The organism is Luteimonas endophytica, from assembly GCF_029887875.1.
Classification (GTDB): Bacteria; Pseudomonadota; Gammaproteobacteria; order Xanthomonadales; family Xanthomonadaceae; genus Luteimonas; species Luteimonas endophytica.
Map to the genome: position 1 here is coordinate 16,028 of NZ_JARXRM010000030.1, position 23,585 is coordinate 39,612.

Genomic DNA, 23,585 nt, shown 5'->3' on the forward strand with positions numbered 1-23,585 from the left:
TGCTACACGCTGGATCCCGCCGGCGGCAGGATTGACGGGCGCACGGGCGCGGCATAACGTTCAGATTCCTGGCCGTCGTTCCGTACCGGCCGCGCTTCAGAACATGCCGCGGTTGATGCCCAGTTCCTCGAGGATGCGGCTGGCGATCTCCTCGATCGAGGCGTGGGTGGTGCTGAGCATGGGGATGCCCTCCATGCGCAACAGCGTCTCGGCCGCGTTGACCTCGCGCCTGCAGGTCTCCAGCTCGGCGTAGCGCGAGTTCGGGCGCCGCTCCTGGCGGATCTGGTGCAGCCGCTGCGGGTCGATGCTCAATCCGTAGAGCTTGCGACGATGCGCCCGCAGCCGCGGCGGCAGCCGGTCGGACTCCAGGTCCTCCTCGGTCAGCGGGTAGTTGGCCGCGCGGATCCCGTAGTGCAGCGCCAGATAGACGCAGGTCGGGGTCTTCCCGGCGCGCGACACCGCCACCAGGATCACGTCGGCTTCGTCGTAGTTGATCGCCATGCCGTCGTCGTGGGTCAAGGCGAAGTTCATCGCGTTGATCCGGCTGTGGTAGGTCTCGAAATCGACCATCCCATGGGCCTGCCCCACCCGCGACTGCCGCGGCACGCCCAGTTCTTCTTCCAGCGGCGCGATGAACGGCGCGAACACGTCCAGCATCAGCGCACCGCTCTCGGCGAGGATGCGGTTGAGCTCCGGGTCGACGCAGGAGTTGACCACGATCGGCCGGACCCCCTGGCCGGTGCCGGCGCGCACGATCTCCTCCACCGCCAGCCGGGCCTTTTCCGGAGTGTCCACGAACGGGATCCGGTCGGTGACGAAGCGGAACCCGGAGAACTGGGTCAGCAGGCTGTGGCCGATGGTCTCGGCGGTGATGCCGGTGCCGTCCGAGACGTAGAACACCGGGCGGGCGGCGGGCGGCTGCGGTTCCGCGGACATGCGTTCGGGCTTTCGTGACGGGAGGGTTGCTAAAATAGCCGTTTCCGCCGGGCGACGCCCGGCGATCGCCTATCGCCATCCTCCGGAGCCTCCCCTTGAGCGCCAACATCCTCTGGCTGCACGACCTGCGACTGAACGACCTGGCCCAGGTCGGCGGCAAGAACTCCTCGCTGGGCGAGATGATCGGCCACCTGTCCCAGCTCGGCGTCTCGGTGCCGGGCGGCTTCGCCACCACCGCCGACGCGTTCCGGGCGTTCATCGCCCACAACGATCTGGAAAAGCGCATCTTCGACCGCCTGGCGACGCTCGACGTCGAGGACGTGCGGGCGCTGACCGCCGCCGGCAAGGAGATCCGAGGCTGGGTGACCGACGCGCCGCTGCAGCCGGACCTAGACGCCGGGATCCGCGAGGCCTACGCCACGCTGTGCGCGGACGCCGGTGGCGGTGACGTGGCGGTCGCGGTCCGCTCCTCGGCCACCGCCGAGGACCTGCCCGACGCCAGCTTCGCCGGACAGCAGGAAACCTTCCTCAACGTCGCCGGCGCCGACGAGGTGCTGCTGCGGGTCAAGGAGGTGTTCGCCTCCCTGTACAACGACCGCGCGATCGCCTACCGCGTCCACCACGGTTTCAAGCACGAGGACGTTTTCCTCTCCGCGGGCGTGCAGCTGATGGTGCGTTCGGACGTCGGCGCCTCCGGAGTGCTGTTCACGCTGGACACCGAATCGGGCTTCCGCGACGTGGTGTTCATCACCGCCAGCTACGGCCTGGGCGAGAACGTGGTCCAGGGCGCGGTGAACCCGGACGAGTTCTACGTGTACAAGCCCACCCTGCGCCAGGGCCGGCCGGCCATCCTGCGCCGCGGCATGGGCAGCAAGCAGATCCGCATGGTGTATTCGGATGCGCCGGGCGAGCGGGTGCGCAACGAGGACACCCCGGCGGACCTGCGCACCCGCTTCTCGATCTCCGACGAGGACGTCCACGAGCTCGCCAGGCAGGCGCTGACCATCGAGGAGCACTATCAGCGTCCGATGGACATCGAATGGGCCAAGGACGGCGTCAGCGGCAAGCTGTACATCGTCCAGGCGCGGCCGGAAACGGTGAAGTCGCGCGGCAAGGCCACCCAGATCGAGCGCTATGCCCTCGAGGCGCGCGGCGAGGTCATCGCCGAGGGCCGCGCCATCGGCCACAAGATCGGCAGCGGCGTGGCCCGCGTGGTGCGCACGCTGGAGGACATGAACAAGGTGCAGGCCGGCGACGTGCTGATCGCCGACATGACCGATCCCGACTGGGAGCCGGTGATGAAGCGCTCCGCGGCGATCGTCACCAACCGCGGCGGACGCACCTGCCACGCCGCGATCATCGCCCGCGAGCTCGGCGTGCCCGCGGTGGTCGGGACCGGCAACGCCCTCGAGGCCATCGCCGACGGCCGCGAGGTCACGGTGAGCTGCGCCGAGGGCGACACCGGCTACATCTACTCCGGCGCCCTGCCCTTCGAGCGCACCACCACCGACCTGACCTCGATGCCGGAGGCGCCGCTGAAGATCATGATGAACGTGGCCAACCCCGAGCGCGCGTTCGACTTCGGCCAGCTGCCCAACGCCGGAATCGGGCTGGCGCGGCTGGAAATGATCATCGCCTCGCACATCGGCGTTCATCCGCGCGCGCTGCTCGAGTACGAGCGCCAGGAACCCGAGGTGAAGCGCCAGATCGACGAGCGCAGCGCCGGCTATGCCGATCCGGTGAGCTTCTACGTCGACCGCCTGGCCGAAGGCATCGCCACCCTGACCGCGTCGGTGGCGCCGAACCCGGTGATCGTGCGGCTGTCGGACTTCAAGTCCAACGAATACGCCAACCTGATCGGTGGCCGCCGCTACGAGCCGGAAGAGGAGAACCCGATGATCGGCTTCCGCGGCGCCAGCCGCTACGTCGATCCGTCCTTCGCCGACGCCTTCGCGCTGGAGTGCCGGGCGGTGCGCAAGGTGCGCGACACCATGGGGCTGGACAACCTGTGGGTGATGATCCCGTTCGTGCGCACCCTGGACGAGGGCCGCCGCGTGGTCGAGGCGCTGGAGAAGAACGGCCTGCGCCAGGGCCAGCACGCCGAAGGCCAGCAGCCGCTGAAGATCATCATGATGTGCGAGCTGCCGTCGAACGCGCTGCTGGCCGACGAGTTCCTGGAGATCTTCGACGGCTTCTCGATCGGCTCCAACGACCTCACCCAGCTCACCCTCGGCCTGGACCGCGACTCCAGCGTGGTCGCGCACCTGTTCGACGAACGCGATCCTGCAGTGAAGAAGCTGCTGTCGATGGCGATCAAGAGCGCCCGCGCCAAGGGCAAGTACGTGGGCATCTGCGGCCAGGGACCCAGCGACCACCCGGACCTGGCCGAATGGCTGATGCAGGAAGGCATCGACTCGGTGTCGCTCAATCCCGATACCGTGGTCGACACCTGGCTGCGGCTGGCCAGGAGCAAGGCCGCGGGCGCCTGATTCGCGCCATGATCCGCGCCACGCCCCGCTCACGCGTGCGCCGCTAGATTCCCGCGCGACCGGCCGCCGTCCGGCGGCACGAATACGGAGAAACGGATGGAAAACGGTTTGGTGGCGGCGGTGCGCGAAGGCGAGTGGATGGAACTTGCGACCTACTGGGGCCTGCGGATCCTGGCCGCCCTGGTGGTGTTCTACATCGGCGTCCACCTGGCGCGCTGGCTGTCGGCCGCGCTCGAGCGCGGGATGACCCGCAGCCGCATCGAGTCGACCGCGGCGATGTTCCTGCGCAAGGTCATCTACGTGACCCTGCTGGTGGTGCTGGCGCTGGCGGTGCTGCAGGCAGTGTTCGGGGTGGCGCTCACCTCGATGGTCGCGGTGCTGGGCGCCGCAGGCCTGGCGATCGGCCTGGCGCTGAAGGATTCGCTGGCGAACGTGGCTTCGGGGGTGATGCTGGTCTCGCTGCGGCCGTTCCGGGTCGGCGACATCGTCACCATCAACGGCGTCACCGGCGCGGTGGAATCGGTCAGCATTTTCCAGACCCGCCTGCGCGGGGCCGACAACCAGACCATCACCCTGCCCAACGCGCTGATCACCGGCGACTCGATCATCAACCTGACCCCGGACGTCAGGCGCAGGATCGAGCTGGTGGTCGGCATCGCCTACGACTCGGACATCGACGTGGCGCGCGGTATCGCCATGGAGATCATGCTGTCCGACCAGCGCGTCCTCGCCGAGCCCGCTCCCGACGTGCTGGTCTACGCGCTGGCCGACAGCGCGGTGAACCTCGGCATCCGCTGCCACGTCGCCAACGCCGACTGGTTCGCGACCAAGTGCGAGCTGACCGAACGGATCAAGAAGGCATTCGACCGGCAGGGCATCTCGATTCCGTTCCCGCAGCGCGACGTGCACCTGTACCACGCCACCGCGGATGCGGTGCCCGCGCTTACCACCCGACGCGCCGCGGCCATCGGTCTGGACGACGCCCCCCGGCAGCCGCCGGCCGACCCGAAGTAGCGCGGAAGCGCCCCGGCACCGGCGGCGTGCCCCCGTTCGAGCGTCTGCCGAGGCTCAGAGCGGCGCGAACGCGCCCATGCCGTCCCGGTAGTGGCGCAGTTCCGAAATGGAGTCGCGCACGTCGCTCAGCGCGGTGTGCGCGGACTGCTTGTGCACCCCGGCCAGCAGCGAGGGCGCCCAGCGCCTGGCCAGCTCCTTGAGGGTGCTGACATCGAGATTGCGATAGTGGAAATAGCGCTCCAGCCGGGGCATCTGCCGATGCAGGAAACGGCGGTCCTGGCAGATCGAATTGCCGCACATCGGCGAGGCCTTTTCCGGCACCCATTGCGACAGGAACTCCAGGGTACGGCGCTCGGCCTCGTCCATGGGCACCCCTTCCTCGAGTACGCGCCGCCATAGGCCCGATTTTCCGTGCTGGTTGCGGTTCCAGTCGTCCATCGCCTCGAGCACCGGCAGCGGATGGGCAATGGCCAGTTCCGGGCCCTCGGCGAGGATCCGCAGCTCCGAGTCGGTGATCACCGTGGCGATCTCCAGGATCGAGTCGCGGTCGGTGTCCAGCCCGGTCATCTCGAGGTCGATCCAGATCAGCCTTCCGTCGTCGGCTTGGGGTTGGTGCAGGGCCATGCTCGCGATCGGTTTCGGGAGCGCGCATCATAGCGCAGCCCCGCCGAAGGCCTTCGCCATGTTCCCGAGCACCGCCCTTCCCCACCACGCCATCCTGACCGCGATGCTGGCGCCGGCGTTCTTCCTGACCGCGACCGCGGCCCTGCTCACCTCCGCCAACAGCCGGTTGGCGCGCGTGATCGACCGGGCGCGGGCGCTGCTCGCCGAGCTGGGCGAAGCCAGCGACGCCGCCGAACGGGCCGTGCTGGAGCAGCGCATCGCCCTGCAGCGCCGCCGCAGCGGGATCATCCTGCGCGGCAGCCAGCTGCTCTACGTGGCGATCAGCTGTTTCGTCGGCACCAGCCTGTCGCTGGCGGGCGATTCGCTGCTCGGCCACCGCCTGGTCCACATGCCGACGCTGCTGGCGGCGCTCGGGGTGCTGGCGCTGTTCGCCGCGAGCCTGCTGCTGGCGCGGGAGTCGGCACTGGCGGTGCATGCGATCAACGTGGAAATGGACGACGGCCACCGCCGCGCCAGCAGGCCGCGCGCCGCGCCCTGACGCGCGGCGTCTCAGGCCGCCGGCCGGCCGCGCTTACGGCGGAAATAGCCGGTCAGCATCGCCCCGGCCTCCCCGGCCAGCACCCCGCCGAGCACCTCGATGCGGTGGTTGTGGCGCGGGTCCTGGAGCAGATCGAACACGCTGCCCGCGGCGCCGGTCTTCGGATCGCTGGCCGCATACACCAGGCGGGCGATACGCGCATGCACCATCGCCATGGCGCACATCGCGCACGGCTCCAGGGTGACGTACAGGGTGCAACCGACCAGGCGGTGATTGCCGAGGCTGCGCCCGGCCGCGCGCATCGCCACGATCTCGGCATGCGCGCTCGGGTCGTGCTCGCCGATGTTGCGGTTCCAGCCCTCGCCCACCGGCCGTCCGGCCGAGTCCACGACCACGGCGGCGACCGGGATCTCGTCCTCCTCGCGTTCCGCGCGCACGGCCAGCGCGAGGGCATGGCGCATCCAGCGCACATCGACGGGTTCGGACATCGCAGGCGGGTTCGCGGACGGGTGGACGCGGGATTCTAGCGCGCCGACACGGCCGCCCCGCCGCCCCGCCACAGCGAAGGCAGATCTCCGGCGCTGCCGGCCGCGGGATCGACGGCCGGCACCGGGACCGCGGCGATGCGCCGGAGCATCGCCGGCGTGGCGGCGCTGGTGCACAGGTCCCAACGTTGCCCCGCCGGATACGCACCCACCACCAGGAAGTCGTCGCTGGCCGCCTCGCGGCGATGGCCGGTCCCGGCCGGCAGCACCAGCACGTCGCCGGCATCGATCTCCACGACCTCCCCGCCCGGGCCGCCCAGCATCACCCGCGCCGATCCCGCCGCCACCCCCAGCGCCTCGTGCGCGGTCGAGTGGTAGTGGTGATAGCCGAAGATGCCGTCGCGCCACCCCGCCGGCCAGCGATGCCGCCCGAACCGGCGCTCGAAGGCGATCGCGGTGGCCTCCGCTCCCCGCGCCGGCTCGACCCGTCGGTACACCAGCACCGGCAGCCGCGGGTTGTTGGGGACCCAGCCATTGGATTCGAGTTGCAGGAGTTGCGGTGCGGCCATCGGCGTCTCCCGTGGGAATCGCGAATATTGTGCCCGGACGCGCGCATTGATCGGCGTGATCCGCGGCGGAGGTACGGAGCAGCGACATCCAAGAGCCGCTTCGGAAGTGCGCGGGGCGTGAGCCGCGCCGGGGGCATCGCTCCGCCCTGCCGTCCGGCCATCCATGGCCGGAGTCAGGGCCGCAGACCATCCATGGTCTGCTCTCCGCAACACCTCCGGCACGTCTCCCGCTTCAGCGTTGGTGGGCTTCGGAGGAACGGGCTACCCGCCATCCGCAAGTGAATCGCCGACGCCCGCGAACTCCACGCGTCGGATTCGTCCCTGCTGGCGATCCGGAGGGGCCGATCAACTGTCCGCGCGACGGCTCAGCCGCCCCGCGAGGGCTCCAGCGCCGCGCCGAGGACCTCGGCGGTCGCCTGCACCAGCGGGATCACCCGGTCGTAGGCCATCCGGGTCGGGCCGATCACTCCCAGGACCCCGAGCACCTGCCCCCCGGCGCCATAGGGCGCCGAGACCAGCGACACGCCTTCCAGCGGCGCCAGCCCGGTCTCCTCGCCGATGAAGATCCGTACCCCCGGCGCGCTCACCGTCCGCTCCAGCAACTGCAGAATCTCGCGCTTGCGCGAGAACGCATCGAACAGCTCGCGCAGCCGGTCCAGGTCCGACAGATCCTGCACCCCGATCAGCCGCGCCTGCCCCGCCACCACCATGTCCTCGCCCCCCGGTGCCAGCGCCTGCTCCGCCAGTTCCACCGTCTGCGCCAGCAGGCTCTCCATCTCGCTGCGGGCCGCACGCATTTCCTGGACCAGGGTCGCGCGGATGTCGGCCAGCGAGCGGCCGGCGAACTGCGCGTTGAGATAGTTCGCCACCCGCTCCAGCTCGCCGGGTTCGTAGTTCCGGCGGGTCTGGATCAGCCGGTTCTGCACTTCGTTGTCGGCGAACACCAGGATCGCCATCACCCGCTGGCTGTCCACGGCGACGAAGTCGATGTACTTGAACGCGAACTGCTCGCGCCTCGGCACGCTGACCACGCCGACGAAATGGGTCATCGCGGAGACCAGCTCCGACGCGCTGCCGAGCAGCGACTGGGTGCCGATGCCGGCCGGCAGCTCGCTGCGCAGCCGCGCCACCTCCTTCTCGGGCAGCGGCTTGAGCTGCAGCAGCGAATCCACGAACACGCGGTAGCCCTGGGCCGTGGGAACCCGCCCGGCGGAGGTGTGCGGGGCGCTCAGCAGGCCGCTGTCCTCCAGGTCGGAAAGGATGTTGCGGATCGTGGCCGCGCTGACGTCGAGCCCGGCATGGCGCGCCAGGGTCTGCGAGCCGACCGGCTCGCCGTCGCGGATGTGGCGCGCGATCAGGGTCCGCAGCAGCTGGCGCGCGCGCGGGTCGAGCCTGTCGCTGGAATCGGTGCTGGCCACGGTTCCGGTATAAGGCCGGCGCCGCGGCGGCGCAAGCGGGGACCGCCGCAGCCCGGGGCCGGTCTCGCCCGCTGCGACGCCCTCCCGCCATCCTCGCGGCGCCATCGTCTGGCCGTCTTCCGTCCGCCACTGCACAATCCGCCCATGCTCACCCATCTCTCGATCCGCGATTTCGCGGTCGCCAGCGCCAGCGAACTCGAGTTCGGACCGGGGCTGACCACCATCTCCGGCGAGACCGGCGCCGGCAAGTCGCTGCTGGTCGACGCCCTGGGCTTTCTGTCCGGGCTGCGCGCCGACAGCGGCATGGTCCGCCACGGCGCCGCGCGCGCCGAGCTCAGCGCCGAGTTCGACCTCTGCGACGCCCCGGCCGCCGCGGCCTGGCTGCGCGAACAGGAATTCGACGACGGCGGCGCCTGCCAGCTGCGCCGCACCTTGCGCGCAGACGGCGGCTCGCGGGCCTGGATCAACGGCCGTCCGGCGACCCTCTCGCAACTCGGCGCGCTCGCCGGGCACCTGGTGGAGATCCACGGCCAGCACGAGCACCAGGCGCTGCTCTCGCGCGGAAGCCAGCTGGCGCTGCTCGACGCCTTCGGCCGCCATGGCCCCCAGCTTGCCGAAGTGGCGCAGGCCGCCGCCGGCTGGAGCGCACTGCTGCGCGAGCGCGACGCGCTCGCGCACGGCGGCGACGTCGGCGAGCGCAGCGCCTGGCTGGCCCACCAGCTGCGCGAACTCGAGGACGAACCGCTGGACGCCGAGGCGATCGCCGAGCTCGAGCAGGGCCACCGCCGCCAGGCGCACGCCGCCGGGCTGATCGCCAGCTGCGATGCCGCGCTCGAGGCGCTGGGCGAGGAACAGTCGCTGTCGCGCCAGTTGCAGCGCCTGCGTGGCGACCTGGCCCGCGGCCGCGAGCACGAGCCGCGTCTGGGCGAGGTCGACGGCATGCTCGAGGCCGCCGCCATCCAGCTCGACGAGGCGCTGCTGCTGCTGCAGCGGATCCGCGACGACCTGGAGCTCGATCCGGCCCGGCTGGAGGAACTGGAGCGCCGCCTGGGCCGCCTGCACGACCTGGCGCGCAAGCACCGCGTCGCTCCTGAGGCGCTGGCCGCCCACCGCGACGCGCTGGCCGCGGAGCTGGACGCACTGGAGCGCGCCAGCGAGCGGCTGAGTGCGCTGGATGGCGAAACCGACGCCGCCGCGGCGCGCTGGCGCCAGGCCGCGGCGCGCCTGGGCGCGGCCCGGCGCCAGGCCGCGGCGGAGCTGGGGCGGCTCACCACCGGACTGATCGCCGAGCTGGGCATGGGCGGCGGCCGCTTCGAGATCGCGCTGGAACCGCAGCCGGAGCCGCGCCCGGACCCGCAGGGCGCGGAGCGCGCCGAATTCCTGGTCTCTGCCAACGCCGGGCAGCCGCCGCGGCCGCTGCGCAAGGTGGCCTCGGGCGGCGAACTGTCGCGGATCTCGCTGGCGATCGAGGTCGCCGCGCTGGGCCTGGACGCGGTGCCGACCATGGTGTTCGACGAGGTCGATTCGGGCATCGGCGGCGCGGTGGCCGGGATCGTCGGGCAGAAGCTGCGCGCGCTGGGCCGCAGCCGCCAGGTGCTGTGCGTGACCCACCTGCCGCAGGTCGCCGCGCATGGACATGCCCACTATCTGGTCAGCAAGTCGGCCGAGGCCGGGGTGACGGAAAGCGAGGTGCGGCGGCTGCAGGGGCGGCAGCGCCAGGAGGAGCTGGCGCGGATGCTGGGCGGGATCGAGATCAGCCGCGAGGCCCGCGCCGCGGCCAAGCGCCTGCTGGCGGACGTCGACTGAGCCGGCCTGTCAGGCCGGCGGGCCGTTTCAGCGCTTGCGGCGCACGTACAGGACCAGCGAGTGGTCTTCCAGCAGGTAGCCGTGGCGCTCGGCGATCTCGCGCTGCAGGCGCTCGATCTCGGTGCTTTCGAACTCGATGATCTTGCCGCTGTCGACGTCCACCATGTGGTCGTGATGGCCGCCGCGGTCGAGCTCGTAGACCGCGTGGCCGCCCTCGAAGTTGTGCTTGAGCACCAGCCCGGCGGCCTCGAACTGGGTCAGCACCCGGTACACCGTGGCCAGGCCGATCTCGTCGCCCTGCTCCAGCAGATGCCGGTAGATGTCCTCGGCGGTCATGTGGTGCTGCGGGGTCTTCTGTTCGAGCAACTCGAGGATCCGCATCCGTGGATGCGTCACCTTCAGCCCGGCCTTGCGCAGATCGAGGGATTCCATGCTGTCTCGTACCCGTGGTGCGGCGCGTCCCGGTCAGCGCGCGCTGAACGCGGTCGCGCGGCCCCGGTTGGCGGTGGTCGCGGCGAGTGTATCATCGGCCGGCTTCCCTCCGGCCCGGAACTCCATGCGCAGACTCCTGATTCCCCTCGTCCTCGCCGCCGCCGTCGCCGGCTGCGGCATCGTCTACAAGCAGCCCATCTACCAGGGCAGCCTGCTCGAGGAATCCGCGGTGGAACAGCTGCAGGCGGGCATGAACAAGCAGCAGGTGCTGGGCCTGCTGGGCTCGCCTTCGATCGCCGACCCGTTCCACCAGCAGCGCTGGGACTACACCGCCTCGCAGCGGACCGGGCGCCGCGGGCGCACCGAGGTCAAGAATCTCACCCTGTGGTTCGAGAACGACGCGCTGGCCCGCTGGGACGGGGAGTACTTTCCGGAACAGGACGAGGCGCTGGCCGGCGAGGTGCGCCGGGTCTTCGGACCGAACCTGCCCCGCGAACGCGACCGCCGCCGCTGATCGCCGGGCCCGGTCAGCCGCGCCGCGCCCGGCGCCGCCGGGTTTCCTTGGGGTCGGCCAGCAGCGGGCGCAACAGTTCGACCCGGTCGCCATCGCGCAGCACGGTGGCGGGCTCCGCGCGCTCGCCGAATACCGCATAGCCGGCCGCCCCGGCGCCGTCCAGCCCCGCCGCGGCCACCGCCGCGGCCACCGTGGCCGGTTCATCCAGGGTCACCGTGGCCGATTCGACGCGGCGCGGCCACGCCCGGACCACCTCGACCCGGATCGCCATCAGCCGTCGCCGGTGTCGGCCACGCGCACGAAATCGTCCACCATGCGGTCGGCCAGGCTCTGGAAGCCCAGCGCCAGCGCCGGCGCCAGCAGCCGGCTGCGTGGCTCGAAGTCCAGGGTCAGCGTGACCTTGCAGGCGCACTCGTCGAGGGCGTGGAATTCCCAGCGGCCGTCGAGCCTGCGGAACGGACCGTCCCGCAGGCGCATGTCGATGTGGTGCGGGGGCGCCAGCGTGTTCTCGGTCGTGAACCAGGTGCGCAGCGAGCCCAGCCCGAGGTCCAGGCGCGCGACCACCCGCTCCTCGTCCTGCTCCAGCACTTCGGCCGCCTCGCACCAGTCGAAGCGCGCCGGGTAGGCGGCCACGTCGTTGACGAGCGAGAACATCCGCGCGGCGGAATGCTCGACCAGGGCGCTGCGTTGGATCTTCGGCATCGACGGCTCGGGCTGGCGCGGGCGTATCCAACCGCCCCCGGTTCGGGGACAATGCGTCCGCTATGGGCAAGAAAGCAGGCAAGGATAAGGCAAACGGCGGCGGAACCATCGCGCTGAACAAGCGCGCGCGCCACGAATACCATCTCGAGGACCGCTTCGAGGCGGGCGTGGCGCTGCAGGGCTGGGAGCTCAAGGCGATCCGTGCCGGCCGCGCCAACATCGGCGAGAGCTATGCGATCGTGCGCAACGGCGAGATCTTCCTGTTCGGTGCGCTGATCACCCCGTTGATCTCGGCCTCCACCCACGTGGTCGCCGACGCCCAGCGCACCCGCAAGCTGCTGCTGCACCGCCGCGAGATCGATCAGCTGATCGGCAGGGTCGAGCGCGACGGCTATACCGTGGTCCCGACCGCGCTGTACTGGAAGGGCAACAAGGTCAAGGCGGAGCTCGCCCTGGCCAAGGGCAAGCAAAAGCACGACAAGCGCAACGCCGAACGCGAGCGCGACTGGAACCGCGAGAAACAGCGGGCGATGCGCCAGCACAATCGCGACGCCTGAGCGCTACCCGGCGTCGCCTTCGGGCAGGGTGAAGCGGAAACAGGCTCCCTGCCCCGGACGGCCCTCGGCGTGCACCTCGCCGCCGTGGCGGTCGACGATCCGTTTCACCGAGGCCAGGCCGATGCCGTGCCCCGGGAATTCCTCCTGCCCGTGCAGGCGCTGGAACGGCCGGAACAGCTTGGAGGCATACTCCTGCGCGAAGCCGGCGCCGTTGTCGCGCACGAAGAACGTCCACCCGCCGCCGGCCCGCGGCTCGGCACCGAACTCCAGCCGCGCCGGAGATCGCCCGGCGCTGAACTTCCAGGCGTTGCCGAGCAGGTTCTCCAGCAGGTTGCGCAGCAGCGCCGGATCGCCGACCGCCGCGAGCCCCGGCGCGATCTCCACCTCGACCTCGCGCTCCGGCTCGGCGTGGCGCAGCTCGGCCACGATCTCCCCGGCCATGCGCGACAGGTCCACCGGGCCGCGTTTCAGTTCGGCGCGGCTGAGCCGGGACATCTTCAGCAGCGCGTCGATCAGGCCGTCCATGCGCGCGGTCGCCGCGCGGATCCGCCTGACGTAGTCGCGCCCGGTCTCGTCCAGGGCCTGGCCGTGGCGCTCGGCCAGCATGCGGCCGAAACCGTCGATGGAGCGCAGCGGCGCGCGCAGGTCGTGCGAGACGCTGTAGGCGAAGGACTCCATCTCCTGGTTGGCCTGGCGCAGCTCGCGGGTGCGCGCCGCGACCCGCAGCTCGAGGGTGCGGTTGAGCGCGTGCACCTGCGCCTCGGCGCGAAGGCGCTCGGTCACGTCCTCCACCTGTACCAGCCGCGCCACCCCGCTGCCGATATCGCCGGGGACGGGCGCGTAGGTCAGCTGCACGTGGCGCAGTTCGCCATCGGGGCGGCGCAGTTCGCGGGTGGCGCGCACCACGCCTTCGGTGTCGGGGCGTTCCCGGCCGGTGTCGCCGCCCAGCAGGCGCTGGCCGAAGCCGGTGCCGGGCAGCGCCGCCGGCGCCACGCCGAGAATGCGGGCCAGCGCCGGATTCGCCTCGACCACGCGGTCCTCGCGGTCCAGCAGCGCCTTGCCGATCGCCGAGTACTCCATCGCGCTGCGGAAGCGCAGCTCGCTGCGGCGGTAGGACTCGCTCATTCGCGCCGCCAGGCGCTGGGCATGGGAATGGGTCCGTGCCAGCGTCCAGACCACCGCGAACAGCAACAGCGAGGCCAGCACGCCTGCGGCCAGGGTGGCGCGCAGCGCCGGCGAGGCCACGCCCGCCGCCGAATCCGGCGCCGAACGGAAGTCGATCCGCCAGTTGCGCCCGTAGATCTCGCGCTCGATGCTGTGGCGGAACCGGTGCGGGGAGTCGGCGACCTCGGCGTAGCCGGGATCGACGTAGAGCTCGGACTCGTCGGCCAGGTCGACGATCCTGAACACCGCCGAGCGCTGGATCGGCGCCAACGACGACTCGACGAAGTCCCGGACCTCGAACGGCGTATAGACCCAGCCCTGCATCGAGGCGCGACGCGCCAGCACGTTGGCCGGAAAGCTGCCGGCGCGATACACCGGCATGTACAGCACCAGCCCGGGGCCGGGGGCGCCCTCCTCCTGCTGCACCAGCCTGACGCCGGCGCTCAGCCGGGGCGTACCGCTGTCGCGCGCGGCATCCATCGCCGCGCGGCGGGTCGGGTCCGCGTACATGTCGTAGCCGATCGCGGCGAGGTTGGCCGGGGTCCCCGGCTCGAGGTAGACGATCGGCCCGTAGCGCTGCCGCGCGCCGTGCGGATCGACCCGATAGAGTCCCCGCCCGGCAGCGCGCATCTCCATCTGCAGCGCCTCCAGCTCCTGGGGCGTGAGCCAGGCCGCGTATCCAAGCCCGGTCAGCGCGAAACCGCGCCGCTCGATGCGCAGGCCGTCGACGTAGGCCTGCCACTGGCGCGCGCTCGGCCGGTCCACCGGGCCGAACAGCGATGCGCCGCCGCGTACCGTGAGTTCGTAGGCCAGCAGCCGCTGCCGCATCAGGTCGACGATCTGCCCGGCCTCGGCGATGAAATCGGCCCCCGCCAGCTGGCGCTCGCGCTTGCCGGCCGCCTGTGCATACAGGAACACCATCAGCAGCGAGCCCACCAGCACCAGCCAGGCGAGCTGGAAGCCACGGCGCGACTGCAGCGGCTCGCTGCCAGCCTCGGGCGTGGGCCTGGTGTCGTTCCCCATGCGACGGAGCATACCGGGTCCGGCCGGCCGCAGGCGCGGTGAACCGGCGCTGCACGGCCCCGCCGCTGCGCTTGTTTCCGGCCCCGGCGCCCCTATACTCGTCCCTGTCAGCGTGTTCGACGCTCCCGGGGGTGCACTGGCTTCGACGGGGGTCGCGAAATCGCCTGGCGCATGCCGAGGGGGCAGCTTTCCTCGTTAATCCAGCGGCAAACTCATAGTTGCCAACGACGACAACTACGCTCTCGCCGCTTAAGGCGTAGCCCCGAACCCAGCTTGTGTCCGTGCTCGCCGGGTGTAGGGTCATCTATCACGGAATCGCCGGGAGTGGCTGCCTGTCAGCTCCCGGTCAACACGAAGCAGGCTGGTCCCGGGGTGCGCTTCGCACACCGTGCTGCTCCGGGACGAGACTCAACGGTGAGCTAAGCATGTAGTGCCGGGGATGGAGTGCCTTCGGACGGCGGTTCGATTCCGCCCACCTCCACCATCCAACAGCAGGGCCGCCTCCGGGCGGCCCTTCTTCTTTTTCGCGCCAACTCCCGCGGCGTTGGTGCCCCGCCGTTGGCGTCCCGCCGAACGGCACGCCGGAAGCCCGCGGGGGAAGAGTCCTTCCGGCTCCGGTATAAAGGCCCATCGAAACGGGACCGAACGCATGCGATTCGAGGACGTGTACATCACCGCCACCGGCGCCTTCTACCCTGGCCCGGCGGTCGACAACGATGCGATCGACCGCTATATCGAGCCGCTCAACGCGCTCTCGCCACGGCTCAAGCGCCGGATCCTCGGCGAGAACGGCATCCGCACGCGCCACTACGCCATCGACACCGGCGGCAACAGCACCCACAGCTGTGCCGGGCTGGCGGCGGCTGCGGTGCGCGCGTGCCTCGGCGCCGAACCGGCCGACGCGCTGCGCGGCATCGAGCTGCTGGCGGCGGCGACCTCCTCCGGCGACCTGATGCTGCCCGGCTTCGCCAACATGGTGCAGGCCGAGCTCGGCGCACCGGCGATGGCCACGGCCAGCCACCACGGCGTATGCGCCTCGGGGATGGCGGCGCTGCAGCACGCGGCGCTGGCGCTCGAACTCGGAGCTTACGGCGAAGCGCTGGTCGCCACCGCGGAATTCCCCTCGCGGCTGTTCAAGCGCTCGCGCTTCGCCCAGGTCGGCTACAACGCCGACTTCGACGCCCACTTCCTGCGCTGGATGCTGTCGGACGGCGCCGGCGCGTGGCGGCTGTCGCGCCGGCGGCCCGCTTCCGGCCTCGCCCTGCGGCTGCGCCACCTGCACCTGAAGTCGTTCTCCGGCGAGCTGCCGCTGTGCATGCAGGCCGGCCTCTCGCCCGAAGGGCGGCACTGGGGCGACTACCCCAGCTTCAGCGAGGCGGATGCCGCCGGCGCGATGCTGCTGCGGCAGGACATCCGCCTGCTGCCGCAGCTGTTCGACGTGGCGACCCACGAATACGTCAAGCTGGCCGAGGCGGGCGCGATCGACCCTGCCGCAGTCGACCATTTCCTCTGTCACTACTCCTCCCAGCGCTTCGCCCCGGTGGTGCGGCAGTGCCTGGAACTGGCGCAGCTGGAGATCCCGGAGTCGCGCTGGTACAGCAACCTCGCCGTGCGCGGCAACCTGGGCTCGGCCTCGATCTTCACCATGCTCGACGACTTCCTGCGCGAGCGGCAGCCCCAGGCCGGCGAGACGGTGCTGCTGTTCGTTCCCGAATCCGGGCGCTTCACCGTGGCGTTCGCGCTGCTGGAGGTGGTCGACGCGGCCGAGGCGGCCCGACCGCCTGCGCCGATGGCGACGGCGCTTCGCCCGGCGGCGGCGGCAGCCGCGCCCGGCGCGGTGTTGCCCGAGCCTCCGCACAGCCCCGATCCGGCCAGCCAGCTGCCCGAAGTGGCGCGGCTGCTGCGCGAGCTGGCGCTGGTCTGGCACGACTACCGCAGCCGGGTCTGGCGCACCCGGCTGGTGCGGCGGATCCTCGACGGCAGCGTCACCAAAGACGACTACGTCGGCTGGATGGAGCAATGGGTGCCGCAGGTGCGGCAGGGCAGCCTGTGGATGCGCAAGGCCGCCGACCACCTCACCCCGCGCTATGCCGCGCTGCACGCCACCGTGCACCACCACGCCGACGACGAGCAGTACGACTACGACGTGCTGTTCCGCGACTACCGCAACGCCGGCGGCAAGGTCGCCTCCCTGGACGAACTGCAGCGGAACCCGGGCGGCGAAGCGCTCAACGCCTACCTGCACGCGCGCGCGGCGCAGCCGGACGCGGTCGGACTGCTCGGCGCGATGTACATCATCGAGGGGACCGGGCAGCGCATCGTGCCCGCGCTGCTGCCTCTGCTGCGCCAGCGCCTGGGCTGGCTGGGCAAGAGCTTCACCTTCCTCGCCTACCACGGCGAGAACGACATCGCCCACCTGGGGCGCTGGCTGCGGGCGCTGGAGGCGACGCTGGAGATCGGCGGGCGCGGGGCCGCCGACGAGATCCTCGAGGACGCGCGGCATGTGGCGGTGCTCTACGCCCGGCAGCTGGAGATGATCCGATGAGCAGGACCGAGGACTGGCTGGACGCACCGCACGACCCGCGCGACCCCAATCCCTGGCTGGCGCTGTACCTGGATGCCAGCGGTCCGCTGGCGCACGACGTCAAGTGCGCCTGGCTGGCGGACGCGGCATCGCGCTCGCGGCAGTTCGTGCTGCCGGTGGTGCGGCCGCTGGCGCGGCTGTCGATCGTGCTGATCCAGCTGCTCAAGATCGTGCTGCCGAACGGGTTGACCTCGTCGAAGTGGCTGCACCGCACCATCGTCTGGGGCATGAAGACCTTCGTCCGCCCGGAGGCGAACTGGCTGATCCTGCGCCATTTCCATCTCGGCTCGCAGGTGCTTGCCTTCATCGGCCGCAACGCCCTGCCCGGCCGCGAGCTGCCCTCGCACCCGCTGCGCCCGGCCGACATCGACGCGCTGCGCGACGACGTGTTCCTGCAGCACGATCTGAACCTGTTCAATTTCGTCATCGAACTCAACCGGGCGCTGGGCGGGCGCCGGATCGAGCCGCCGGCCAGCCTCGACTTCTCGATGATCGAACCGCCGCCGCTGCGGCTGGAGGACATGCCGCGGCGCTGGACCAACTTCATCGACCTGCAGACCGCGATCGAGATCTACACGCCGGTCTACCAGCTGTTCCTGACCGACAACGATTTCTGGCGCGCGACCAACTCGCTGCAGCTGGACGAGACCATCGGAATCTACTGCGCCACGCTGCTGCAGCGGCCGGACTACCTGGTGTTCCTCAACAACAAGCACCCGCTGGTGCCGCTGACCACGCTGCGCGCCGGTTTCCGCCTGGTACTGCACGGGCTGTCCACCGAGATGCTGCACGCGCTGCTGAGCCGCGCGAAGGCGGAACATCCGCAGCCGGTGGCTGCTGGCTGAAACCGCGCCAGGCGGCCCATCCATCGCGAAGATCCATCACCGTCGCCAGGGAAGCCGCTCTTGAGGAAACCCAGCATCGGGGGAGCCAACACCGTCGCCACGGGCCGGCGACAGCGAATGGCCTTCCTGAGGTGGGGTGCTTCAAGAGCGCCTTCGGCTGCTGTGCGGGGCGTGAGCCGCGCCGGGGGCATTGCTCCGCCCTTCCGTCCGGCCGCGCCAGGCAGTCCCACCCGATGCAGGGGTCCATCACCGTCGCCACGGGCCGGCGACAGCGAATGGCCTTCCTGAGGTGGGGTGCTTCAAGAGCGCCTTCGGCTGCTGTGTGGGGCGTGAGCCGCGCCGGGGGCATTGCTCCGCCCTTCCGTCCGGCCATCCATGGCCGGAGTCAGGGCCGCAGGCCATCCATGGCCTGCTCTGCGCAACACCCCCGGCACGTCTCCCGCTCTCGCGTTGATGGGCTTCGGAGGAACCGGCTACCAAGCATTCGAAAGCGAATCGCCGACGCGGCGCCCGGGCAGCGTCCCCCCGGCCCGGGCGCCGCTGGTTCCGAAGCCCAAGCACCGGCAAGCACATCGAGCTGTGGTCCGCCGCGGCAGAAGAAGGGGCCGCTTGCGCGGCCCCTTCGGCACTGCTTCGCACGGGTGGATCAGGCCTGGATCGGCACCAGGGTGATCTCGACGCGGCGGTTCTGCGCGCGCCCTGCCTCGGTGCTGTTGTCGGCGATCGGGCGGGTCTTGCCGGCGCCCACCGTGATCATGCGCTGCTGCGAGATTCCCTTGGAACCGAGGTAGCCCGCCACCGCCTGCGCGCGGCGCTCCGACAGCTGCTGGTTGTAGCTGTCGCTGCCGACGCTGTCGGTGTGGCCGGCGATCTCGATGATCGTCTGGTCGTACTGGCGCAGCGTATTGGCGACGTTGTCGAGCACCGGATAGAACTGCGGCTGGATGTTGGACTCGTCGAAACCGAACGTGACGTTGCCCGGCATGTTGAGAGTGATGTTGTCGCCCTGTCGAACCACGTCGACGCCGGTGCCGGCCATCTGCCGGCGCAGCTCGGCCTCCTGGCGATCCTGATAGGCTCCGACCGCGCCGCCCGCGAGGGCGCCCGCGCCGGCGCCCACCAGCGCGCGCTGGCGCCGCTCGGTGGCGTCGCCGCCGCTCAGCAGGCCTGCCACGGCGCCGATGCCGGCGCCGACCAGGGCGCCCGTGCGGGTACGGTTCGGATCGTTCGGGTCGGTGGTCTGGCCGGTGTAGGTGGCGCAGCCACTTGCCAGCAGCACGCTGGCCAGTGCGGTGGCGATACCGGCGCTGGTGAGTTTGCGCATCGTCCTCTCCTGTGGTGGCCGGCGTACCGGCGCGGTTGTGAATACGGGCAAAGCTAACCACGCCGCGGTGGTCGCAGGGTGACGGATGAGCCAATGGGGCCGCTCGTGCACATTCCCCATTCAGGAAAGATCGACCGAACGTTCCGGTCGATCCGGCGCCGATCCGCGCACTGACGTCCGCGCGGGCGCACGGTCCGGCTGCCGGCCTCGCCCCGCCAGGCCGGGCGCGCTATCGGCGGTCGAGCAGGGCCTCGGCGGCCTCCGGCAGCAACGCCGCTTCCCAGTCCGACATCAGCGCCAGGTACAGCAGCTTCTCGAACTCGGGACCGAAGCGGCCGATCACCGCGTCCGGATCCGGCACCAGCCGCGCGTCGGCGATCAGGCCGAAATGCACCCGGCCGTTGTAGCTCAGGATCGACACGCCGATGCCGATCGAGCCGGTCTGGGGCACCCAGAACATCATCTCGCGCAGCGCACTTCCGCCCAGGTAGAGCGGCTGCTGCGGTCCGGGCACGTTGGTGGCCACCGCCGTGGCCTTGCGGCTGAGCAGCGCCAGGGCGCTTTCCTGCAGGGGCTGCGGCATCATTCCCAGCGCGGCGAGCAACCCATACGCGACAACGGCTTGCTTCGAATTCTTGACATTCGACATGCATTCAGAGACGCGCGCCAAACGGCGCACCGGATTGGGCTCTCCCACCGGCAGCTCGAGGAACACCAGCCCGAAGTGGTTGCCGAGCCTGCGCGCGTGCTCGAGCGGGCGGAGGTTCACAGGCACCGTGGCGCGCAGGGTCAGGCCGTCCGGGGAGTCGCCGCGCGCCTGCATGTAGCCGCGCAGGGCGCCCGCGGCGGCGGCCATCAGCACGTCGTTGACGGTACAGCCGCAGGCCCGTCCCACCGCCTTGACCTCGTCCAGGTCCAGCGGTTCCGCCCAGGCCACGCGCTTGCTGGTCCCCAGCCGCCCGCGCAGCAGCGAGGGCGGATCGTCCGGCAGCGACAGCGCGGCCAGCAGCTCGCGGGCGATGTCGCCGCCCTCGCGGGCGAGCACGGCAGCCAGGCCGGGGTCGCGGTACATCTGGATCCCCTTGCCGAGCGCCTTCCCGCCCAGGCGCCGGTAGCGCTGCACGGCGCCGACCCGGCGCGCCACCCCCGCCCCGTCCTGCCGCAACCAAGCGCGAGCCAGGTCCTGCCCGGCCGCCGGGTCGCGCACGGTATCGGTCAGCGACAGCAGCACCTGCACCAGCGCCATGCCGTCCGCGTAGCAGTGGTGGATGCGCGCCACCAGTGCCGAGCCGCCGCCGTAACGCTCGACCAGGTGGAACTGCCAGAGCGGGCGGCCCGGCTCGAGCCTGGTGGAGGCGAGCTTGCTCGCGAACCGCTCCAGCGCTCGCTTGTCGCCGCGCCCGGGCAGCCGGGCCCGCTGCACGTGCCGGTCGAGCTCGAAGCCCGGGTCGTCCTGCCAGCAGCAGCCCGTGGCCGTGTCCACCGGCCTCTGCCGGAACCGCGCGTAGGCGAGGAAGCGGTCGGCGAGCAACCGCCGCAGCGCGTCGAGCGCCAGCGGCTCGGCGAGCATGAGCACGCCGGTGATCATCATCGGGTTGCTCGGCTTCTCCATCCGCAGCCAGGCCGTGTCGACCCTCGACATCGGCTCCCGACGCGGGCGCCGGCGCGTGTTCTCGGTGGCCATGCCAGCTCCCTCGGGCGGTGGCCGAGTGAAGCATGCGTGCGCGAAGAGCGTCAAACCCGCGGCGGCGCGATCGCGGCATAGGCGCGCAGCGCGGCGCGCCTGCCCTCCGCCGGCTCCACCAGCGGCCTGCGCGGGTAGTCCGGGGCGGCTCGCGCAAGCGCTGCCGGATCCCCCCAGGGCGCGTGGCGCAGCGGCAGCGGCAGCGACGCCAGCTCCGGCAGCCAGCGCGCGACATAGCTCCCGTCCGGGTCGAAGCGCGCGGCCTGGGTCACCGGATTGAAGACGCGCACGTACGGCGCCGCGTCCGCGCCGGTCCCCGCGACCCACTGCCAGCCGAGGCCGTTGCTGGCCAGATCGGCATCCACCAGGGTGTCCCAGAACCAGCGCGCGCCGTGCCGCCAGTGCATGCGCAGGTGCTTGGTGAGGTAGCTGGCGGCGACCATGCGCACGCGGTTGTGCATCCAGCCGGTCCGCCAGAGCTCGCGCATGCCGGCATCGACGATGGGCACGCCGGTGCGCCCGTGCTGCCAGGCGCGCAGGATCCGGGGCTGCGGCACAGCCCAGTCGAAGTCGCGAAAACGGGGGTTGAGGTCCGCGTCGGTGGTGCCGGGAAAATGATGCAGCAGGTGATGCGCGAACTCGCGCCAGCCGAGCTCGGCGACAAAGCGCTCGACATCGTCCGCCGGCGCCTCGGCCGCGCGGACCGCGGCCGCCACCCGCGCCACCGACACCTCGCCGAAGTGCAGGTGCGGCGACAGCCGCGAGGTGCCGCGGCGTGCGGGAAAGTCGCGCCGCAGGCCGTAGCCGACCAGCCCGTGCCCGACGAACCGCTCGAGCGCGGCCCGGGCGCCGGCCTCGCCGGGAGCGAAGCGCTCCCAGAATCCCCCGTCCCAGCCCCGGCCCGGGACCAGCCGCAGCGCCTCCAGGGCGACCCCGTGCGGGACCGCGTCCTCGTCGGGCAGCGTGGGCCAGGCCGCTGTCGGCGCGTCCCACAGCGCCGGCTCGCGCCAGCTCGCCAGCGCGGTCTTCCAGTACGGGGTGAAGACGCGGTACGGATCGCCCTGCCGGGTCTCGACCTGCCAGGGCTCGAACAGCAGGGCGCCGTTGAAGCTCTCCGCCCGCACTCCCTGCCCGCGCAGCGCGCGCTTGATCGCGGCATCGCGGCGCTCGACGGCGGGCTCGTAGCGGCGGTTCCAGAACACCGCCTCCGCGTCGGTGGCGACCAGCAGCGACTGCAGGGTCTGCAGGGTGGGCCCGCGGAAGACCCGCAGCCGCGAGCCGCGTGCCCGCAGTCGTTCGTCCAGCGCCCGCAGCGAGCGATGTCGCCAGGCGTTGGACGCATTGCCCGGCGCCCAATCGCCCTCCTCCTCCGGTGCGTGCACGTAGATCGCGAGCGGAATGTAGCCGCCCTCGATCGCCGCGCGCAGCGCCGGGTTGTCGTCCAGGCGCAGATCGTCCCGCAGCCAGACCAGTGCGATCGCCATCAGCGCCGGGCCGGGTCCTGGCGGAGCCCGTTGCCTGGGCGCGGCTCCAGCCCGGCCATCGTGCAGCGCGCGCCGCGGGCGGGCTCGCGGGACCGCGCTCCATCGACCATGGCGAGGCTCCTCGGGGGCAAGGCGCGAGCGTAGCGGGCTGCGGCGTTGGCGGCGAGTGAACCGGGGCTCGCCCGGCGGCCCTGTGCCGGAGGCCCTCAGGCCTCGCGCCTGCGCACCCGCCCGGCGATCGCGCAGGTCAGCTGGTAGCCGATGGTGCCGGCAGCGGCGGCCACGGTATCGACCGGCAACCCCTGGCCCCACAGCTCCACCGGATCGCCGGGCCGCGCATCGGGCTGCGCGCGCAGGTCGATCGCCATCAGGTCCATGGACACCCGCCCGACGCTGGCCGCCGGGCGGCCGTTCACCAGCACCGGCGTGCCGGATGGGGCGTGGCGGGGATAACCGTCGCCGTAGCCCACCGCGGCGATGCCCACCGGCATGTCCTCCGGGCACTCCCAGCTGGCGGAGTACCCGATGCGCTCGCCCCTGGCGACGGGGTTGACCGCGATCAGCGTGGTCGAGAAGGTCATGGCGGGGCGCAGCCCGAATCCCGGGCCCGGCCGGCCCGCCACCACCGACATGCCGTACAGCGCGCCGCCCGGCCGCACCCAGTCGGCCTGCGCCTGCGGCCAGCCGAGCACCGCGGTGGAATTGGCCAGGGAGCGTTCGCCCGGCAGACCCGCGGTGGCCTCGGCGAAGACCCGCAGTTGCGCGGCGGTCTGGTCGCGGTTGCCGCCGCCGCTGTCGGCGAACTCGTCGGAGCTGGCGAAGTGGGTCATCAGCACGATGTCCGCGATCTGCGGCAGCGCCGCCAGCCGCGCATGCGCGCCGCGCACGTCCGCCGGAGCGAAGCCCAGCCGATGCATGCCGGAGTCGACCTTGAGCCAGCAGCGAATCGGATCACCGCGGTCGCCCTGCTCCAGCATCTCGAGCTGGCTGGCGTGGTGGATCACGCTGTCGGCGCGGAGCTGGCGCAGCCGCGCCAGGTCCTCGGGCCCGTCGAAGCCCGACAGCAGCAGGACCGGCTGGGCCGCGCCGAGCGCGCGGATCCGCGCGACGTCCTCCAGCGAGGCGACGCCGAAGGCATCGGCATCCGGCAGCGCGCGCACCACGCGCTCCAGGCCGTGGCCATAGCCGTCGGCCTTGACCATCGCCATCACCCGGCTGCCGGGCGCGCGTCGGCGCACCTCGCCCAGGTTGTGGCGGACGGCATCGCTGTGGAAGGTGGCGGTGGTGGCGCGCGGCATGGTGACGGATTGTAGGGCGGCGTTGGGTGCGCTGGTGCCATCACAGGATCGCGAAGGTGCGGGGCAGTTCGCGGGCTTCGGAGGCGGCGGCGCCC

General features: G+C 71.5%; 21 protein-coding genes and 1 other RNA gene. 9 read left to right on the forward strand and 13 right to left on the reverse strand.

From position 1 onward, the window contains the following. Nucleotides 1-96: 96 nt before the first annotated feature. Complete coding sequence (gene ppsR, locus QFW77_RS09100; RefSeq protein ID WP_280574251.1) at nucleotides 97-936, reverse strand: posphoenolpyruvate synthetase regulatory kinase/phosphorylase PpsR; 840 nt, start codon at nucleotides 934-936, stop codon at nucleotides 97-99. Nucleotides 937-1,031: 95 nt separating this feature from the next. Here ppsR and ppsA point away from each other — a divergent pair, with 95 nt between their 5' ends. After that, nucleotides 1,032-3,425, forward strand: a complete 2,394-nt coding sequence (gene ppsA, locus QFW77_RS09105; protein ID WP_280574252.1) for a phosphoenolpyruvate synthase — start codon at nucleotides 1,032-1,034, stop codon at nucleotides 3,423-3,425. A gap of 96 nt (nucleotides 3,426-3,521) precedes the next feature. Then, a complete protein-coding gene (locus tag QFW77_RS09110) occupies nucleotides 3,522-4,439 on the forward strand; it encodes a mechanosensitive ion channel family protein (RefSeq protein ID WP_280574254.1) in 918 nt (305 codons plus the stop codon). A gap of 54 nt (nucleotides 4,440-4,493) precedes the next feature. Here QFW77_RS09110 and orn read toward each other — a convergent pair whose 3' ends face one another. Beyond that, entirely contained in the window at nucleotides 4,494-5,063 is a 570-nt protein-coding gene (gene orn / locus QFW77_RS09115) for an oligoribonuclease (protein WP_280574256.1), read from the reverse strand. A gap of 58 nt (nucleotides 5,064-5,121) precedes the next feature. Here orn and QFW77_RS09120 point away from each other — a divergent pair, with 58 nt between their 5' ends. After that, on the forward strand, nucleotides 5,122-5,601 hold the full coding sequence (locus tag QFW77_RS09120; RefSeq protein WP_280574257.1) for a DUF2721 domain-containing protein: 480 nt from the start codon (nucleotides 5,122-5,124) through the stop codon (nucleotides 5,599-5,601). Between the two features lie 11 nt (nucleotides 5,602-5,612). Here the strand turns inward: QFW77_RS09120 and tadA are convergent, their stop codons facing one another. The 3 genes from tadA to hrcA form a co-directional block, all read right to left on the reverse strand. After that, nucleotides 5,613-6,089, reverse strand: a complete 477-nt coding sequence (gene tadA / locus QFW77_RS09125; protein WP_280574258.1) for a tRNA adenosine(34) deaminase TadA — start codon at nucleotides 6,087-6,089, stop codon at nucleotides 5,613-5,615. A gap of 35 nt (nucleotides 6,090-6,124) precedes the next feature. Then, on the reverse strand, nucleotides 6,125-6,655 hold the full coding sequence (locus QFW77_RS09130) for a cupin domain-containing protein (RefSeq protein WP_280574259.1): 531 nt from the start codon (nucleotides 6,653-6,655) through the stop codon (nucleotides 6,125-6,127). 365 nt (nucleotides 6,656-7,020) lie between these two features. Further along, complete coding sequence (gene hrcA / locus QFW77_RS09135) at nucleotides 7,021-8,073, reverse strand: heat-inducible transcriptional repressor HrcA (RefSeq protein WP_280574261.1); 1,053 nt, start codon at nucleotides 8,071-8,073, stop codon at nucleotides 7,021-7,023. Between the two features lie 144 nt (nucleotides 8,074-8,217). On the opposite strand from hrcA, the gene recN reads away from it, so the two are divergent. Beyond that, complete coding sequence (gene recN, locus QFW77_RS09140; RefSeq protein WP_280574263.1) at nucleotides 8,218-9,879, forward strand: DNA repair protein RecN; 1,662 nt, start codon at nucleotides 8,218-8,220, stop codon at nucleotides 9,877-9,879. Between the two features lie 27 nt (nucleotides 9,880-9,906). Here the strand turns inward: recN and fur are convergent, their stop codons facing one another. Further along, nucleotides 9,907-10,311, reverse strand: a complete 405-nt coding sequence (gene fur / locus QFW77_RS09145; RefSeq protein ID WP_280574264.1) for a ferric iron uptake transcriptional regulator — start codon at nucleotides 10,309-10,311, stop codon at nucleotides 9,907-9,909. Nucleotides 10,312-10,435: 124 nt separating this feature from the next. Between fur and QFW77_RS09150 the strand changes: the two genes are divergently transcribed. Next, a complete protein-coding gene (locus QFW77_RS09150) occupies nucleotides 10,436-10,825 on the forward strand; it encodes an outer membrane protein assembly factor BamE (RefSeq protein WP_280574265.1) in 390 nt (129 codons plus the stop codon). A 13-nt stretch (nucleotides 10,826-10,838) separates the two neighbouring features. On the opposite strand, the gene QFW77_RS09155 is transcribed toward QFW77_RS09150, so the two are convergent. Beyond that, the gene (locus QFW77_RS09155) at nucleotides 10,839-11,096 is read right to left on the reverse strand and encodes an RnfH family protein (RefSeq protein WP_280574266.1); all 258 of its coding nucleotides are present in this window, start codon (nucleotides 11,094-11,096) and stop codon (nucleotides 10,839-10,841) included. After that, nucleotides 11,096-11,527, reverse strand: a complete 432-nt coding sequence (locus tag QFW77_RS09160) for a type II toxin-antitoxin system RatA family toxin (RefSeq protein WP_280574267.1) — start codon at nucleotides 11,525-11,527, stop codon at nucleotides 11,096-11,098. The genes QFW77_RS09155 and QFW77_RS09160 overlap by 1 nt, the downstream gene beginning before the upstream one ends. A gap of 62 nt (nucleotides 11,528-11,589) precedes the next feature. Here QFW77_RS09160 and smpB point away from each other — a divergent pair, with 62 nt between their 5' ends. Then, on the forward strand, nucleotides 11,590-12,084 hold the full coding sequence (smpB, locus tag QFW77_RS09165) for an SsrA-binding protein SmpB (protein ID WP_280574269.1): 495 nt from the start codon (nucleotides 11,590-11,592) through the stop codon (nucleotides 12,082-12,084). Between the two features lie 3 nt (nucleotides 12,085-12,087). On the opposite strand, the gene QFW77_RS09170 is transcribed toward smpB, so the two are convergent. Beyond that, complete coding sequence (locus tag QFW77_RS09170) at nucleotides 12,088-14,271, reverse strand: CHASE domain-containing protein (RefSeq protein ID WP_280574270.1); 2,184 nt, start codon at nucleotides 14,269-14,271, stop codon at nucleotides 12,088-12,090. Nucleotides 14,272-14,398: 127 nt separating this feature from the next. Between QFW77_RS09170 and ssrA the strand changes: the two genes are divergently transcribed. The 3 genes from ssrA to QFW77_RS09185 all read left to right on the forward strand — a co-directional run bounded on the left by ssrA (nucleotide 14,399) and on the right by QFW77_RS09185 (nucleotide 17,700). Beyond that, nucleotides 14,399-14,755: a transfer-messenger RNA gene (gene ssrA / locus QFW77_RS09175) on the forward strand. Nucleotides 14,756-14,920: 165 nt separating this feature from the next. Then, a complete protein-coding gene (locus QFW77_RS09180; protein ID WP_280574271.1) occupies nucleotides 14,921-16,816 on the forward strand; it encodes an iron-containing redox enzyme family protein in 1,896 nt (631 codons plus the stop codon). Then, the gene (locus tag QFW77_RS09185; RefSeq protein ID WP_280574272.1) at nucleotides 16,813-17,700 is read left to right on the forward strand and encodes a DUF6999 family protein; all 888 of its coding nucleotides are present in this window, start codon (nucleotides 16,813-16,815) and stop codon (nucleotides 17,698-17,700) included. Before QFW77_RS09180 ends, QFW77_RS09185 begins: the two co-directional genes overlap by 4 nt. Before the next feature lie 646 nt (nucleotides 17,701-18,346). On the opposite strand, the gene QFW77_RS09190 is transcribed toward QFW77_RS09185, so the two are convergent. The 4 genes from QFW77_RS09190 to alr all read right to left on the reverse strand — a co-directional run bounded on the left by QFW77_RS09190 (nucleotide 18,347) and on the right by alr (nucleotide 23,490). Then, nucleotides 18,347-19,024 carry a YiaD family glycine zipper/OmpA-like lipoprotein gene (locus QFW77_RS09190; RefSeq protein WP_280574273.1) on the reverse strand — a complete coding sequence of 226 codons (678 nt, stop codon included), beginning with the start codon at nucleotides 19,022-19,024 and terminating at the stop codon, nucleotides 18,347-18,349. Nucleotides 19,025-19,253: 229 nt separating this feature from the next. Then, nucleotides 19,254-20,708: a WS/DGAT/MGAT family O-acyltransferase gene (locus tag QFW77_RS09195; protein ID WP_280574274.1), complete on the reverse strand. Its 1,455-nt coding sequence runs from the start codon at nucleotides 20,706-20,708 to the stop codon at nucleotides 19,254-19,256. A gap of 50 nt (nucleotides 20,709-20,758) precedes the next feature. Continuing rightward, nucleotides 20,759-22,192 carry a cryptochrome/photolyase family protein gene (locus tag QFW77_RS09200; RefSeq protein ID WP_280574275.1) on the reverse strand — a complete coding sequence of 478 codons (1,434 nt, stop codon included), beginning with the start codon at nucleotides 22,190-22,192 and terminating at the stop codon, nucleotides 20,759-20,761. A 206-nt stretch (nucleotides 22,193-22,398) separates the two neighbouring features. Beyond that, complete coding sequence (gene alr, locus QFW77_RS09205; protein WP_280574276.1) at nucleotides 22,399-23,490, reverse strand: alanine racemase; 1,092 nt, start codon at nucleotides 23,488-23,490, stop codon at nucleotides 22,399-22,401. Between the last annotated feature and the right edge of the window lie 95 nt (nucleotides 23,491-23,585).